This is a genomic window from Dictyobacter kobayashii, assembly GCF_003967555.1.
Taxonomy (GTDB): domain Bacteria; phylum Chloroflexota; class Ktedonobacteria; order Ktedonobacterales; family Ktedonobacteraceae; genus Dictyobacter; species Dictyobacter kobayashii.
The window spans coordinates 1,298,311-1,316,970 of sequence record NZ_BIFS01000002.1; the positions used below are offsets into that span (position 1 = coordinate 1,298,311).

At 51.0% G+C, this 18,660-nt stretch carries 3 protein-coding genes; all 3 read left to right on the top strand.

The genetic code is table 11. The features are described 5' to 3' along the window. Positions 1-8 precede the first annotated feature (8 nt). The 3 genes from EL645_RS32295 to EL645_RS32305 all read left to right on the top strand — a co-directional run bounded on the left by EL645_RS32295 (position 9) and on the right by EL645_RS32305 (position 18,350). Complete coding sequence (locus EL645_RS32295; RefSeq protein ID WP_126556582.1) at positions 9-2,798, top strand: type I polyketide synthase; 2,790 nt, start codon at positions 9-11, stop codon at positions 2,796-2,798. Then, entirely contained in the window at positions 2,795-9,586 is a 6,792-nt protein-coding gene (locus tag EL645_RS32300) for a non-ribosomal peptide synthetase (protein ID WP_126556583.1), read from the top strand. The genes EL645_RS32295 and EL645_RS32300 overlap by 4 nt, the downstream gene beginning before the upstream one ends. 100 nt (positions 9,587-9,686) lie before the next feature. Continuing rightward, a complete protein-coding gene (locus tag EL645_RS32305; RefSeq protein WP_161977872.1) occupies positions 9,687-18,350 on the top strand; it encodes a non-ribosomal peptide synthetase in 8,664 nt (2,887 codons plus the stop codon). The last annotated feature ends 310 nt before the right edge of the window (positions 18,351-18,660 follow it).

Sequence of the window (18,660 nt, forward strand, 5' to 3'; positions counted from 1 at the left end):
GGGTATATATGAATACATATGAGCAGAATGACGAGCGAGATGAACTGCATATTGCCATTATAGGCATGGCCGGACGTTTCCCGGGAGCGCAAAATATTGAAGAGTTCTGGCACATCATTCAGGATGGTGTGAATGCGATCACTTTTTTTTCGGAGCAAGAGTTAATGGAGGCTGGACTTGATCCAGCCTTATTGCGTAACCCCCAGTATGTGAAAGCGCGCGGCGTCCTGGACGATGTAGCTGGCTTTGATGCCAGCTTTTTTCAATGTACACCAATGGAAGCTGAAATTATGGACCCTCAGCAGCGTCTCTTCCTGGAGAGCGCCTGGGGGGCATTAGAAGACGCTGGCTACAATCCCGAAACCTATCCCGGCCTGATTGGCGTCTTTGCTGGAACCAGTATCAATACCTATCTACTCAATAATTTGATCAGCAATGATGGAATCATCAAACGCGTCGGGTATGGACAGCTTATCGTGAATAACGATAAAGATCATCTGGCAACGCGTACCGCGTATAAGTTGAATTTGCGAGGCGCGAGTCTGAGCATACAAACAGCCTGTTCCACATCACTGGTTGCTATTCATCTGGCCTGCCAAAGCCTTTTACAGGGAGAATGCGATATGGTGCTGGCAGGTGGAGCCTCCATTACGGTGCCTCACCAGGCCGGTTATCTCTATCAAGATGGAGGAACAAACTCACCCGACGGCTACTGCCGGGCATTTGACGAGAAAGCCCAGGGGATGGTCAAAGGAAACGGGGTAGGAGTAGTAGTGCTAAAACGGTATACAGAGGCCGTGCGTGATGGTGATCATATCTATGCTATTATTCGTGGAACCGCGATGAACAATGACGGTTCAGCGAAGGTTGGCTATACCGCTCCAGGCATTGATGGGCAGGCACGCGCTATCCGTCACGCTCAAATGATGGCCGAGGTTGAACCAGAGAGCATCTCTTATATCGAAGCCCATGGAACAGGTACGCTCCTGGGTGATCCCATTGAGGTAGCAGCCCTGACCCAGGCCTTCCGAGATAGCACTGAGGCGCAAGGTTTCTGTGGTATCGGTTCCGTCAAAACTAACGTCGGGCACCTGGATGCCGCAGCCGGGGTAACCGGATTAATCAAGACCGCATTGATGTTAGAGCATAAAGTCTTACCTCCAAGCTTGCACTATGAGAGACCCAATCCGCAGATCGATTTTGCTGCCAGCCCGTTCTATGTGCAAGCCCAAAAGCAAGACTGGCCAACCGTGCCAGGGAATCCTCGGCGAGCCGGGGTGAGCTCATTTGGGATCGGCGGCACCAATGCGCATGCGATTCTAGAGGAGGCTCCAGAGCAGATATCTGTACCCTCTTCCAACCTTTCCTGGCAATTGTTCACGCTCTCAGCTCGTTCTGAACAAGCGCTGCGACAGATGCAAGGACAACTGGCTGCATATTTGCAGGCTCATCCAGAACTACCATGTGCGGATATCGCTTATACCCTTCAGCTTGGGCGCAAAGAATTTGAGTGCCGCCAGGCGATCCTGTGTCGGGATGTGCGGGAAGCTATCGCGGCACTCCAGGGACAACAAGGACCCAAAATCGCGGACAGCAGCAAAGAGAACGTGCCAGGTAATCGTCGCCAGATCGCATTTGCTTTCCCAGGCCAGGGTGCCCAATACGTACAGATGGGGCGAGAGCTCTATACTGAACTGACCACGTTTCGGCGGGAAGTTGATACCTGCGCAGAGATCCTCAGGCCTTTGCTCGGCTTTGATCTACGGACAATACTCTATCCCGACCAGGCAGAGGCCGAGCTGGCTACGGAACGCTTGAAGCAGACAGCAGTGACACAGCCAGCTTTGTTCGTAATCGAGTATGCCTTTGCCAAACAATGGCTAGAGTGGAACATTCAGCCACAGGCCATGATTGGTCATAGTATCGGCGAGTATGTCGCGGCCTGTCTGGCAGGGGTATTCTCGTTGCAGGATGCCTTAAAACTTGTCGCCTTACGTGGACAACTGATGCAAACATTACCGCCAGGAGATATGCTAGCGGTCTCACTTTCAGAGAGTGAGGTTCAGCCGTATCTTGGATCAGAGCTCTCACTGGCAACCACCAATGCACCCAAACGTTGTGTCATCTCCGGGACAACCGCTGCGATTGCCCGGCTAGAGCAAACATTGGTGGCCTCCCTGGTACAGTGTCGGCGTCTCCATACTTCCCATGCCTTTCACTCCAGTATGATGGAGCCAATCTTGCAGACCTTTACCGAACAGATTAAGCAGGTGACGGTCCATGCTCCCAGGCTACCCTACATTTCAAATGTAACTGGCTTATATGTGACAGAGAAGGATGTCAAAGATCCTGGCTATTGGGCCAGGCATTTACGACAGACTGTGCGCTTCACAGAGGGGCTACAAACATTGCTCTCGGCTGACGAATGGATTGTGCTAGAGGTTGGACCTGGTCAGACGCTACAATCCTTTGTGAAATTACAGGGCAATATTCAGGCTGCCCAGCCACTTACCTTTTCTTCGTCCCGCCATCCTAAAGATGACACAGCAGATCTGGCATACCTGTTACAAACACTCGGCCAACTCTGGTCGCATGGTGTCACAGTTGATTGGGAACAGTTTCAGCGCTCACAAACAGGCCAGAAGAGACGCGTTTCATTGCCAACCTATCCATTCGAACATAAACGCTATTGGATCGATCCACCATTGGCTCCAGCGACCAAAGCACTGGGGAACAGAGCGACGCCGAAAAGCTATCGGTACAGAAAGAAAATGGAGAGCAGAAGGAAAAATCTATGAGTACGAGTGAGAATGTTGTTCATAGCGTTTCAACCAGGCAGACAGAAATTCAAAGCAGGCTAAGAGACATCCTGGCCCGCCTCTTCTCAATCGAGCCGTCCACGGTTGAGACCCAACTCACTTTTTTTGAGATGGGCGCCGATTCCTTGTTCTTACTCCAGGCCAGCCAGACGATTCGTGACGAACTGGGCGTTGCCGTACCATTTCGCATGCTTTTTGAGGAATGCTCCACAATTGAGTCCCTGGCTGCATATATCGATCGGGAACTACCAGCCGAGGAGACCGTAGTCAATTCTAACCAGCAAGTGAGCACGGAACAAGCAGTGGCGCTAGCTGATACACCTTCACTTGAGACACAGGCCTCCCCATCATCAAGAGAAGCAACCCGGCACCCACATGTTTCGCCGCAAACGGTGCCTGCCACTGCTCTTCCTCCTGCAGGAACAGCCAATCCTATCTCACCATGCGAGCAAGGATCATTGGCGCATCTGGTAGAGCAGCAACTGCAAGTGATGTCACAGCAGTTAGCACTATTAAGCAATGTGAGCGTCATTTCCAATAACGAGAAACCGCTCTCAAAGCACGAGCCGACGACTCCAATTCCGCAGCCGGTGGAGCATCCTACGTATACAGCCTTACCGGTCCCTACGAAGCAGGGAGCACAAACGCTCAGCCAACAGCTGGACCCTGAAATTTACGTGCCCTACAAACAAGGTAATAAGGCAGCCGTAAGAGGACTAACGACACAGCAACAGCAACACCTGGATACATTGATTGAGCGTATCAATCGCAAGACGCAGGCTTCGAAGCAGCGGGCACAGCAATTTCGCACTCCACTGGCCGACAATCGTGCTTCATCTGGCTTCAATCAGACGTTGAAAGAGGTCATTTATCCGATCACCTGCGAACGCGCCCAGGGATCTCACATCTGGGACATTGACGGAAATGAATATGTAGACATCACAATGGGATTTGGCGCCCTCTTGTTTGGCCATTCACCTTCTTTCATACTTGAGGCGATGCAAGAGCAGCTGAACCGTGGGTTTCAGTTAGGCTTACAGTCAAATGTCGCAGGCGAGGTCGCGCAGCTTCTGACACAGATGACGCAGACCGAACGAGCAACCTTTGTAAACTCAGGAACCGAGGCGGTAATGACGGCGGTACGACTGGCACGCGCAGTAACAGGCCGCAACAAGATCGCGCTCTTCGCTGGTTCATTTCATGGTACCTTTGATGGCCTGCTGGCCCGGGCCCAGGTAGATGCAAACGGCCTAACCCGTACTGTTCCGCTGGCTCCAGGTATCACACCCCATACAATTGAAGATGTAATAATCCTGGAGTTTGGAGCCCCCGAGTCCTATGACATCCTGGCTAAACACGCCCATGAACTGGCCGCAGTCCTGATGGAGATGCCACAGAGCCGCCGTCCCGATGTGGTTCCCATCGCTTTTATACAGCAGGTACGAGAACTGGCTGATACACAAAAGTTCGCCTTAATTTTTGATGAGGTAGTGACAGGTTTTCGTAGCCACCCGGGTGGTGCCCAGGCCGTAATTGGAGTACAGCCAGATCTCGTAACCTATGGAAAGGCGGCCGCGGCTGGTCTTCCCATCGGGGTTGTGGCTGGCAAAGCACGCTATATGGATGCCATTGATGGTGGCATCTGGCAATTCGGCGATCAGTCGTATCCCCAGGCAACCCAGACATTCTTCGCGGGCACATACTTTAAACATCCACTGATCATGCCTGGTGTCTATGCGGTTTTGAAGCACCTCCAGGAGTGTGGTCCACAGTTGCAGGAAGAATTAACACGGCGAACCGAAATTTTCGTTGCCGAAATGAATGCATTCTTCGAGCAGGTAAATATTCCTATCGCGCTCATCCATTTTGGCTCACTCTGTCGCTTTGTGTTTGCGCCTGAGTATAAGCGCATTGACGCCAGTGTCTTCTTCTATCATTTACTGGATAAGGGTGTGTACTTTCCTGAGGGACGTTCCTGCTTCCTCTCGACGGCACACTCAGAGGAAGATGTCGCGTATGTCATTGCCGCAATGAAACAGAGCATATATGAGATGATGGCAGCGGGCTTCTTTGGTGGTTCAACCCCACCCCCGCAGCCTTCTGGCAAGCAGGAGGATGATAAAAAAACTGTGTCCCCACCCTTTCCACAGCTGGTTGAGTTATCTACAGCCAGGCCTGAGGAAGAATGGCGCAATCACATAACCGCTCCAATAACAGAGGAACAGAAAGAGCTCTGGACCCTGGCGCAAATGGGAGACCATGTCTCGCGAGCCTATAATGAAATGCTGGCCCTGCAATTGTCTGGTCCATTGCAGAAAGATAGCCTCTACCAGTCTTTACAAAAAGTCATTGCCCGGCACGAAGCGCTGCGCACCACATTTAGTCCTGAAGGAGATCAGCAATACATTGCCGCCAGTCTGAAACTCCAGGTGCACGAGGTGGCATTCACACAACATACCCAGGAGAGCTATGCGCAACACCTGTACGACTGGATGCAGCAAGAGGTGCAACGGCCATTTGACCTGGCAAATGGTCCGCTGATCCGCTTTCATCTGCTCACAAAGACAGAGCAGGAGCATGTGCTTATTCTAACGATTCATCATAGTATTGCAGATGGTTGGTCGATGGGGCTACTGTTGCGTGAGATCAGTGCACTCTATTCAGCAACAGTACAAAATGAAACCTGTACACTCCCGAAGGTAATGCAATATCGAGAGTATGCACAGTGGCAAGAGGAACAACAGCATGGTCAGGCCCTGAAAAAAGCAGAGGAGTACTGGAAACAGCAATTTCCAACAGAACTACCAGCCCTCAATCTTCCAACAGACCATCCACGTCCCTTAGTCAAAGCCTATCAGGGAGCACGCACACGCTTTCTGTTTGAGCAACAGCTTTCGCAAAAAGTGCGCCAGATGAGTGGAAAACTGAATAGTTCACTCTTTGCATTATTACTCTCGACCTTTGAAGTCTGGTTGCAGCGCATCACGGGCCAGGACCAGATTGTTGTCGGCGTACCGATGGCGGGCCAACTGGCAATTGATGACGGAAATTTTGTCGGGCATGCAGTAAATCTGGCTCTGATCCAGTCACGCTTCTCGCAAACCCAGACCTTTAAACAACATCTGACAAGCACCAAAAAGACCTTACTGGACGCGAGCAAGCACCAGATTTATCCTTTCCGTCAGCTCGTCAAGCGCCTGAATCCACTCCGCGTTGCCAACCGTCTCGCGGTAATATCAGTAGCTTTTAACGTTGACCATGATGGGCAGACAAACTTTTCGGGTCTGCACACAGAGCTTTTGTCCACGCCTTTAAGTGCGGCCAAATATGATCTTTTCCTCAACTGTACCGAGACCGCTGCAGGATTACAGATTGATTGCGATTACGATCCAGAACTGTTTGAGGTGAGCACAATTCAGCACTGGCTGCAATCCTGGGCCACCCTTATCTCAGAAATGCTCACAGACCCCGCCAGGCCCTTATCGCAGGCATCTGCCTGGTCTCCTACACAGTGGCAACTGCTACAAGAATCCTGGAACCAGACAACAACCAGTTATCCTAAGCATAAAGGGATTCATCAGCTCTTTGAGGAACAGGCATTGCTTCATCCTCATGCCCCGGCCTTACTTTTTGATGGGGAGGCATTGTCCTATAATGAGCTGAATCAACGCGCAAATAAACTGGCACACTATCTCCGGAAATCAGAGGTCGGCCCGGAGGTCTGTGTGGGTCTCTGTATGGAACGTTCGTTTGAAATGATTGTCGCGACCCTGGCGATCTTGAAGGCTGGCGGAACCTACGTGCCACTTGATCCCTCCTATCCGCACGACCGCTTAACGTTTATGGCCCATGATGCAGGTATATCCATTGTCCTGACGCAGGAACATTTGCAGGAACGCCTGCTAGCATGTGTCGATACATTGCTTTGTGTAGATAATCTGGCCACTACTCTACTCTTTGAAAGTGGCGACAACCTGGAGACCCACATCGAGGTCGCTCAACTCGCGTATATCATGTATACATCAGGTTCGACTGGTTGGCCAAAGGGGGTTGCCGTAACCCATCAGAATGTGGTGCGCCTGGTTAAAGAGACCAACTATGCCCATTTCGGACCGGATGAAGTCCTGCTGCAATTTGCGCCAACCTCGTTTGATGCCGCAACCTTTGAAATCTGGGGGGCACTCCTCAATGGAGCACAACTGGCGATCTACCAGCCTGGCATTCCAGCCCTGGATGAATTAGGTGCTTTCCTCGAACACCATCAGGTAACAACACTCTGGCTAACCTCTGGTCTGTTCCAACAGATGGTTGAACAGCAATTGAGCAGCTTTAGTTCAGTACGCCAGTTATTGGCTGGTGGCGATGTCCTGGCATTGCCCCAGGTACGCAAAGTGTTAGCCGAGCTACCCAATTGCACGTTGATCAACGGCTATGGGCCGACAGAGAATACAACCTTTACCACCTGTCATCGCATGAAACCGGGTATCCAGTTGGAGCGAAGCGTGCCAATTGGTGTGCCGATTGCGAATACACGTGTATATCTTTTAGATCAGTGGCTACAGCCAGTGCCGGTGGGAGTCTATGGTGAGCTCTTTATCGCTGGAGATGGATTGGCACGCGGCTACATCAATCAGCCTGGCCTGACTGCTGAGAAATTTATCCCTCATCCCTGGAGCACGATTGGAGGTGAGCGGCTTTATCGCACCGGCGACCTGGCACGTTATCTGCCGAACGGAGAGATTGAGTTTCTGGGCCGTAAAGATAACCAGGTCAAGATTCGTGGTTTCCGCATCGAGCCAGGCGAGATTGAAGCGGTGCTAAGTAAACAGCCCTATGTACAGGACAGTATCGTAACGATTCGTGAAGACGTACCAGGATCAAAACATATCGCCGCATATATCATCTTTACGCCCGATACATCGATACCCATCAATCAAGTACGTAGCGAGCTGAAGGAACTGCTGCCCAGCTATATGATCCCACATTCGTTTACGCGCTTAGCACAATTTCCCTTGAACGCGAATGGGAAGGTTGATCGTCAAGCATTACCAGCCCCCCAGGGAAACGAGGGAGACATAAAAGACGAACACGGCGACGCGTTGAGTCCGGTGGAGAAGAAACTGGCTGAGATCTGGTCGCAACTGCTCGGGGTAGCGCATGTTGGTCGTGATGAGAATTTCTTTGAGCTCGGTGGGGATTCGATTATCGCGATTCGCATTCTAGCCAGAGCCAAAGAAGAAGGTATCCATCTGAGCTCAAAGCAGATGTTTCAATATCAAACGATTGCTGAACTGGCGGCAGTCGCGACGACAACGCAGCACAGGGAGGTCGAGCAACAACTAGCAGCAACCCCAATTGTCCCATTAACGCCGATCCAGCACTGGTTTCTCGACCAGAAACAGTCCAATCCACATCACTTTAATATGTCGGTCATGCTGGAAGCGCCAGCAGACCTGCGCCTGGATCTCTTGCGTGAGGTATTACAGTACCTGGTCATGCGTCACGATGCACTGCGTATTCGCCTCCCCGAAGAGATACAGAACGCGTCCCATTTTATCCTGGCGGAATCGGAGCAAGCTAATGTTCACTATCACGATCTTTCTCAACTGACCGAGGCCGAGCAGATCAAGAGCATCACAGAGGATGCCGAGAAACTGCAAAAGCAGGTGAATCTCAACCAGGGACCACTGCTCCAGGCGGCTTTCTTCTCGCGGGGAACCCCTAAAAGTGCTCGCGTGCTGCTTGTTGTGCATCACATCGGCATTGATATCGTTTCCTGGCAATTATTGCTTGATGAGTTAAACACATGTTATGAGTTGCTGATACAGGGCAAAGAACTATACTTGCCCAACACCAGCACCCCATTTGCGCACTGGTCACAGCGCTTAACTGACTATGCACAATCGGAGGCCCTGCAAGCGGAGCATTCCTATTGGATGGCAGCGGAGAGAGCCAGCATAGAAACACTACCACTGGATCATGTCGAAGGAGCGAACCGAGAGGAATGCGCGGCTCACGCCCATATTGAACTGAGTCTGGAAGAGACCCAGGCCTTGCAACACTTGATTCAACGGACCTATCAGACCCAATTCAGTGATGCCTTGATTGCTGGCCTGGCAGCGGCGCTGACGCGTTGGACAGGGAGTTCGTCTGTGATTATTGATCGTGAAGGTCACGGGCGCGAAAACCTGTTTGATGATGTCGACCTCTCAAGGACTGTAGGCTGGTTTACCTCAATCGCACCTATTCTGATCCATATTGAGCAGAGGCAACAGATGCCAGACATCCTACAGAGTGTGAAAAAGCAGCTCAAACAGATCCCACATGGAGGAATCGGGTATGGCATTCTGCGCTATCTAAGCCAGGACCAGAGTATTGTCACCCAATTACAGCATCAGCCACAGGCCCAGGTAAGTTTCAACTATATTGGCCGTTCCGCCCAGTCGCAGCCACAAGCAAAGTTTTTCTCCATCACAGGCGGTGAACGTGGACAGGAGCGCAGTCCTGCTGGCACAAGAAAGTACCTGCTGGACATTAATGCCATGATTGCAGATGGCAAGTTACGCATTGATTGTATGTATAGCCAGGACATTCACCAGGCCATAACCATTGAGGCACTCCTGAACGGGATCGTGCGGGCGTTACAGGAGTTGCTCCAACAACCAGCAACCGTAGAAAAAAGAAACGCACCAGTTTCGGATCTCTCATTGAGTGGCATCAAACAGGAGGACTTAAACAATTTGTTCTCCAACGTAAAATTTGGCTAACGTAATGTAAAATTTGGCGAGCCTGCAGGTGAGTAAAATTGCATTCCCAGTGTGCTGGGAATGCAATTTATTTTCCATTCTCCAAATGAGGTGGCTTATTATGAGCGAAAAAGAACAGATCAAAAACATAGAAGCGGTCTATCCACTTTCTCCCATGCAGCAAGGAATGCTTTTTCATAGTATCGCGGCTCCTGACACAGGCGAATATGTTGTGCAATGGAGCTGTTTATTGCCGGGGACACTCCAGGTCCACGCATTTGAACAAGCCTGGCAAGAGGTCGTGCATCGCCATACCATCCTACGCACCGCTTTTGTCTGGGAAAACCTGGCACAACCCTTACAGATTGTTGGTCAGCAGGCAAGTGTACATGTAGATATCCAGGATTGGCGATTTTGGCCACAGGAGTTGCAGGATGAGCGCCTGGAAACCTTTCTCCGGGAGGATCAGGCACGTGGCTTTGAGTTGACCCATGCACCTTTGTTCCGGCTCCTGCTGATACGGCGAAATGAGGAACACTTTCAATTTATCTGGAGCTTCCATCATATTCTGCTGGATGGCTGGTCCTGGCCAATCTTGCTAAAGGAGATATTTTCTCTCTACGAAGCATATTGCACACAGCAGACACTGCAACTACCAGTACCACGTCCATATCAAAAGTATATCGCCTGGTTGCAGCAGCAAGATATGGCAGAGGCGGAGAACTTCTGGCGACAAAAATTACAGGGGTTCAGCGCCGCGACCCCTTTTGCGGTAGATACACCAGCAACCCCTGAGCAGGAACAGAAAAAATACGCAGTGTATACAACATTGTTAGGAAAACACGTCAGTTCCAGATTACCGACCTTTGCGCGCCAGCAGCATGTGACCGCCAACACAGTGGTGCAGGGAGCCTGGAGCATCCTGTTACGTCGCTATAGCGGGCACAACGATATCGTGTTTGGCGCCACAGTCTCTGGGCGCCCCATCGAGATCGATGATGTCGACACGATGGTTGGTCTCTTTATCAACACCCTGCCAGTACGGACACATGTACGAGATGAGCTCACCTGCCAGGCCTGGTTACAAGAGCTTCAGCTTCAGCAGATAGAGACACGGCAATATGAATATACACCCTTAACCCAGATCCAAAAGTGGAGCGAGATCCCAGGCAATCTGCCTCTCTTCGAGAGCCTGCTTGTATTTGAAAATTACCCGGTTGATACTGAGTTGCGTGAGCAAGGACAAAAATTGCAAATACAACAGGTTGACTTTCTGGAGCGCACAAGCTATCCGCTCTCAGTGGTAGTCCAGCCGGGTAAAGAGCAGATCCTGCTGCAGTTCATTTACGATTGCGCACGTTTTGATGAACCAGGCATACAGCAAATGGGAAGGCATTTTGAGAACATTCTTGTCAATATGGTCGCTAATCCGGCACGGAAGTTACAGTCGCTGGCCCTCCTGAATGAGCAAGAGCTTATACAACAACTGGTGAGCTGGAATAGCACCACCACAGACTATCCGCGTCAACGCTGTGTGCATGACTTATTTGAGCAATGGGCAGCCCGCACACCGCAGCAGATCGCGATCACTCATGGCGAGCAACGGATAACATACCAGGAACTGAATGCCCGCGCCAACCAGCTTGCGGCCTATCTACAAGCAGAAGGCATCGGGGTAGAGACACTGGTAGGAATTTTTATGGAGCGTTCAATCGAGATGATCATCGGGATTCTGGGCATTTTGAAGGCTGGTGCCGGATATGTGCCACTGGATCTCTCTTATCCACTTGAGCGCCTAACCTTTATGTTGGAAGACACCCAGGCGCCGCTCCTGCTCACGCGCGAGGGACTGCTCCAGGATCTCCCAACCTACACAGGAAAGATTGTCTGCTTCGACCGGGATCGAGCGCTGCTTGAACAGCAACCGGACCAGAACGTGAGCAGTGCGAGTCGTGCGGATACCCTGGCATATGTGATTTATACCTCAGGTTCAACTGGGAGGCCCAAAGGCGTCTGTGTGACCCATCAGGCCATCGTACGTACAGTAGTGAACACTAACTATCTTACTATTCAGCCAGAGGACATCCTGGCGCATGTTTCAAATGTCTCATTCGATGCCGCAACCTTTGAGATCTGGGGGGCGTTATTGAACGGAGCCGGACTCGTAGTAGTAGATAAAGATATCGTCCTCTCACCTTTTGCCTTTGCCCATCTACTGACCTGGCAAAAAGTAAGTATTCTATTCCTGACAACAGCTCTCTTTAATCAGATGGTACAAACTATTCCGCACATCTTCCAAACATTACGCGCCGTTCTCTTTGGTGGCGAGGCCACTGACACACAGTGGGTTCGGGAGGCCCTGGAAAAAGGTAAGCCCGAACAGTTGCTCAACGTATATGGACCAACTGAATGTACAACCTATGCAACCTGGCATCTAATCGAGCATACGCCTGCCCTGGAAGAGAAGATTCCCATTGGCAAGGCACTGGCCAATACCCAGACATATATTCTTGATCCACAGCTACAACCGGTTCCGCTGGGAGTCGCGGGCGAGCTTTATCTCGGTGGGGAAGGACTGGCACGTGGGTATCTACACCGACCTGAGCTGACCGCAGAGAAATTCGTACCCAATCCCTGGAGTCAGCAGCCAGGAACGCGTCTCTATCGAACCGGCGATCAGGTTCGCTATCGACAAGATGGCAGCATCGAGTTCCTCGGGCGCTTTGACTCACAAATCAAATTACGTGGTTTCCGAATCGAACTGGGCGAGATTGAGACCGCTCTGCGCCTTCAGCCATATGTAGCTGACTGTACAGTGATGGTACGAGAGGATGCACCAGGCGAGAAGAGACTGGTGGCATATGTGGTGCCCCAACAGCCATACGTCCTTGAGGGTCAGCATGAGGGCACGCAAATCATTGCGGAAATAAGACAGTCGCTACTGGAACACCTACCTGAGTACATGGTTCCGGCCACTTTTGTCTTATTAGCGGCCCTACCACTTACTCCCAATGGGAAAGTAGATCGACGCGCCTTACCCGTCCCTGATTGGAGCAATCGCACAACCAATGGAGAACAGTATGCCGCACCACGCAATGAGGAAGAGCAGCAACTGGCGGACATCTGGTGCAAGGTACTCAGGTGCCAGCAAGTAGGTATTCATGATAACTTCTTTGAGTTGGGCGGCGATTCTATTGTGAGTCTACAAATTATTGCCAGCGCCACCCAGGCCGGCCTGGCGCTCTCACCAAAGGACATTTTTCAGCACCCAACGATTGCCGAGCTGGCCCTGGTAATAGGTCGAACACGCCAGCAAAACGCAGAGCAAGGACTGGTTGAGGGCCTGGTCCCGCTCACACCCATACAGCACTGGTTTTTCGCGCAGAACTGGCCAAATCCGCAGCACTTTAATCAAGCACAATTATGGCAGGTGCCAGGTTTACTGACCAGCGAACTGATCGAGAAAGCGCTGCTATGCCTGATCCGTCACCATGATGCGCTGCGTCTACGGTTTAGCCAGCAAGCCAATGGAAGCTGGCTACAGGTGAACGCCGACATGCAGCACATTACCTCGCTGGTCGAGTCTGTTGAATTAGCGCATATTCCTGAAGAGCAGCAACAAACGCTGATGCAAACGGCAATCAATGCCGCGCATACCAGCTTTGATCTCGCACGCGGACCCTTAATCAAAGCTGTCCATTTCCACCTGGGTGACCACGTGCCCGGTCGTTTACTACTAGTTATTCACCACCTGGTCGTAGATGTTGTCTCATGGCGTATCCTCCAAGAAGATCTGGAGCAGATCTGTCAGCAACTCCTGCGCGGAGAAGCAATAAACCTGCCCGCCAAGACCAGTGCATTTCAACAATGGTCCAAACAACTTGAGCAGTATGTGCAGACCCCAGCATTGCAGTCCGAGATGAAATATTGGGAACAGATACAAGAGCAGAGTGTATTGCCTGTCGATCAGGTAGCAGGAGCCAATACAGTAGATTCGACCCGGGTCTACAAAACAGGGCTGGATCTAGCTGAAACCCAGGCGTTATTACATGATCTTCCTGCTCACTATCATACTCAGATCAATGATGTCTTACTGACCGCATTGATGCTGGCATTTGCGGATTGGGGGAAGCTAAGTTCGCTTGTGATCGACCTGGAAGGCCATGGCCGAGAAGAGATTGGCGGGGACCTTAACCTTTCGCGTTCAGTTGGCTGGTTCACCACGCTCTTCCCCATACGGCTGCTGCTCCCCGAGACCCAGGATCCCGGTCAGGTGCTCCAGAGCATCAAAGAGCAGTTGAGGAGTATCCCGCAGCATGGCCTTGGCTATAGCCTACTGCGCTATCTTGGCACGGAAGAGAATCAGCAGCGTCTTACAACTGTATTACAGCCCCAGGTCAGTTTTAACTATCTAGGGCAACTGGATGCGGGCCGCCAGTTAGAAGCAACCGCACCCAGTAGTCGTTTATTGCAAGCAGCCCATGAAGCCAGCGGTATCCCACAGGATCTACAAGGAGTACGTGTTCACCTGCTAGATATCTCAGCCCATATTACTGAGCAACGTTTATGGATGTCCTGGGAGTATAGTGGTAACAACTATGAGCAAGAGACGATAGCGCGCTTAGCGCAGAGCTATCTACAGGCCTTGCGCGCACTAATCGCGCAGAGTCGTTCAAGCCAGGCACAATACTTTACCCCGACCGATTTCCCACTAGCGACATTGACGCAGACCCAGCTTGACCGTATGCAGCAGAGGCAACAGGAGATCGAACAGATCTATGCCCTCTCGCCATTACAACAAGGCCTCTTATTCCACGCGCTCTATACACAACAGTCTGGAATGTATATGGTGCAGGAAGCCTTCAAGTTGGCGGGAAGATTGGATCTAAAGGCATTTACCCATGCCTGGCAAACTCTTTTGGAGCGTCACACAATCTTGCGTACCGCCTTTGCCTGGGAAGAGCTTGACGAGCCTGTACAGATTGTATACACGCACAGCACGCCTCCCATTACGTATCTCGACTGGCAGATGAAGACAGAGGAGCAGCAACAGCAACAGTTCGCGCAATTTTTGCGGGCCGATTATCAGCAAGACTTTGATCTGCAGCATGCGCCCCTGCTACGTCTGGCGGTCATGCAATTAACCGAGGACAGCTATTACTTTGTGCAAAGTTTTCATCATCTCTTATTAGATGGTTGGAGCCTATCATTACTAAAACAAGAGTTCTTTGCCTGTTATACGGCATACCTGGGAGACAAAGAGCCTGTACTTCAGCCTATACGCCCGTATCAGGAGTACATCGCCTGGTTTAAGCAGCAAGACATGGCATTGGCCGAGCGCTATTGGAGAAAACAACTGGCTGGTTTCACGGCCCCAACTCCACTCAATAGTGTTCCAGTTATCCCCGCGCAAGCAGACGAACCCATGTATAGCGATTATGATATTGCGTTACCGATCCAATTAACCCAGCGGCTCCAGCAGTTTGCGCGGCAGCATCATTGCACCCTGAACACCTGTTTCCAGGGAGCCTGGGCGCTTTTGCTCAGCCGCTATAGCCGTGAGCAGGATGTCGTGTTTGGTATTACTGTCTCAGGCCGTCCGGCGGCATTACAGGGTGTAGAGGAGATGCTAGGTCTCTTTATCAATACCCTGCCTGTGCGGGTACAGGTTTCACCGCATACTGAGGTAGTCCCATGGTTAAAAGAACTGCAAAGCCAACAGCTAGAGCGCGGACAATATGATTTCAGCCCATTATTGCAGGTCCAGGGCTGGAGCGATATTGACCGTGGTAGTGCATTGTTTGAGAGCCTCCTGGTCTATGAGAACTATCCACGCCTGGCGACTCCAGAACAGAACAATGAGACTGGCCAGCCAGCTTTTCATGTACTTGAAACTATTCGCACAATGCAACAAACCAACTATCCACTGACCGTTGTAGTTATGCCAGAAGGCGACCAGGCTCATACCATGCGCTTCGTCTATGATCAAACACGTTTTGATCAACCAACCATCCAGAATATTGGCAAGCATGTACAAACGATCCTGGAAGGAATGATTAGTGAGAACGCACCATTAGCTCGTATCCCCCTGCTCGGAGAGCAGGAACGGCAACAACTGGTTCACAACTGGCAGCAAGAGGCCGTAGCTTATGACAAACAACGCTGCATCTTCACCTTGATCGAGGAGCAAGCACAACAACGACCCGCGGCCCTGGCCCTTCAGAGTCCCGAGGGAAAGCTTACCTATGCGCAACTCAACGCGCAATCCAACCAATTAGCCCACTATTTACGCAGAATAGGGGTTGGGCAAGAGGTTCTGGTTGGTCTCTGTATGGAACGTTCAAAAGAGCTCGTAGTGGCAGAATTGGCAGTACTCAAGGCTGGCGGAGCCTACGTGCCCTTAGATCCTGTTCATCCACCTGCACGCTTGAACGGGATGTTACAGGAGATCCAGGCGCCAATCGTGTTAACGCAAAAACATCTTCTCCCCATTGTCAAGCAGGCAACCACTGGCATCAACGGCAAATTGCTGGCCATAGATGGACCAGCGCAACCCTGGTTGCAAGAGAGCAGTGAAAATTTAGCAGTAAATACAACGCCACAAAATCTCTCATATGTAATCTATACATCAGGTTCTACCGGTCAACCCAAAGGCGTACAACTAATGCATGCCGGCCTCTTAAATCTAATTAGCTGGTATACCCGAAATTTTCAACTCACAGCGAATGATCGCACATCGGTCATGGCCGGTGTTGGCTTTGACGCCCATATCTGGGAGACCTGGCCAGCCCTGGCCGTTGGAGCTTGCCTGATTATTCCCGAAGAGGAGGTACGTTTCTCAGCCGAACAGCTACAATCCTGGTTGCTTGAACAAGAGCTAACCGTCTGTTTCGTCTCAACCGTAATCGCCGAGCAATTGCTCTCGCTCACCTGGCCAGCAGAGAGTACGTTGCGAATGGTCACAACCGGTGGAGACCGCCTGCGCAGCTATCCGCCCACGCATGTACCCTTTCTCTTTTCCAACAATTACGGTCCAACCGAGAACACAGTTGCGGCAACCGGAACCATTGTGCCTTGTCTGGATGAAACAGAAGCAGTGGGCAATCCCACGATTGGACGACCCAACGACAATATTCATGTCTACATTCTGGATGGTGATATGCAACCAATGCCAGGCGGGCTCGTCGGCGAAATCTATCTCGCTGGCGATAGTCTGGCGCGTGGCTATCTCCATCATCCCGCGCTCACCGCAGAGAAATTCGTGCCTCATCCATTCAGCGCAAAGCCAGGAGCCCGACTATACAGGACTGGTGACCTCGCGTACTACCGTACCGATGGTCAACTGGAATTTATTGGCCGTAACGATCAGCAAATCAAGTTACGCGGCTATCGTATTGAAATTGGCGAGATTGAGAGTTGTCTACTACAACATGAACAGGTAGCAGCCGGAGCAGTAATGATTCGGGAAGACGCTGGTCGTGAGGCCTGCCTGGTCGCGTATCTGATCCCAAAAGAAGGAGGACAAGTTCATGTCGATAACGTACGTCTCTATCTGCAGCAACGCCTACCTGCCTATATGGTGCCTGCTGCTTTTGTGCTATTGGATGAGTTACCGGTCAATGTCAATGGCAAAATTGATTATCGCGCCCTGCCCAGGCCGGAGTTCGTAGAGCAAAGCAGAGCAGAACAGATCGTAGCTCCACGCGACCAGCTAGAGCAAAAACTGGTACAGATCTGGGAAGAGGTCCTCCAGGTTCATCCGCTTGGCATTACCGACAATTTCTTTGCGGTAGGTGGTCATTCGCTACTCGCAATTCGGCTGATCGAGCAGATGCAAACAGCACTGGGCCAGAAATTGCCGCTAACGACCCTGTTCCAGGGTGCGACAATTGAGCAGGTAGCCGCCCATGTTCGTGCGCCACATCAGAGCAAAGGCACACAGCCACCAAAGGCACTTTTACCCATTCAAACACAGGGGAATGCACGCCCCTTCTTTTGTGTGCATCCTGGAAGTGGCAATGTGCTTAATTATCACAATTTAGCACACTACCTTGGAGCACAGCAGCCTTTCTATGCATTACAAGACATCAGTCTTCATCAGGATCACAGGAGCGAACTAAGCATCGAAGAGACCGCGAAGAGCTATCTGCAAGAGATTCAGTCACTCCAACCAGCAGGCCCTTATGCGCTTGGTGGCTACTCCTTTGGAGGCTTGATTGCTTATGAAATGGCAGTGCAATTACAACAACAAGGCGAAGAGGTCGCCCTCTTAGCGATTCTAGATGGTGGAACACCTGAGGTTCTAACAGCCTCATTAGGAGATGATGAGGCCATGTATATAGCTGTCGTAGCAGCTGAATTGACACGTTATAGCGCACGTCAGAGCGCGCAGGAACTATATACCATGCTTTGCCCTCTGGATCGTCAAGCTCAATTGGCATATGTACTTCAGCTTATGCGCCAGGCTGAACTTGATCTACCAGACGAGAGCATAGCCTGGATTGATCGTCATATTCATGTCTTCAAGGCACGTGTGCAGGCAGCACGACACTACCATGCACGCGCTTATAGAGGAGGAAAAGTTACCCTGTTTAGATCCAGTGAAGAGGTTGGAGGCTTTCCACACGATCTTGGTTGGAGCACATTCTCCTCCGCCCCGGTTGATGTGCACACCCTGCCAGGATACCATGACACATTATTGAGCGAACCCTATGTACAGCAGCTAGCCCGGCAACTAAACAGATGCCTGACTGAGCAGTTGCATGTTTCCGCTGCACACGTTTAAACGATGCTAGCAGTACCTGACAATATCACCGCCCGTCAGGTATTCAGAAACCATTTTACCTCGCTCCAAAGGCAGAAAAAGGCAGGTCCTGCAGTTATGAATGCGCGAGGCCTGCCTCACCCAGATGAGCGGTACACACGCCAATAGAGAAATATACTCATCATCAAACAACGTGAGATGTATAGTGTATCTATTGACACATTTGCATACTGATTTTATACTAGCAAAACAGGTGTTTTATCCATTTAACACCATATATATTTTCTTTGTTAATTTTTATATTAAATAGATTTAACAAAGAAATACGGCA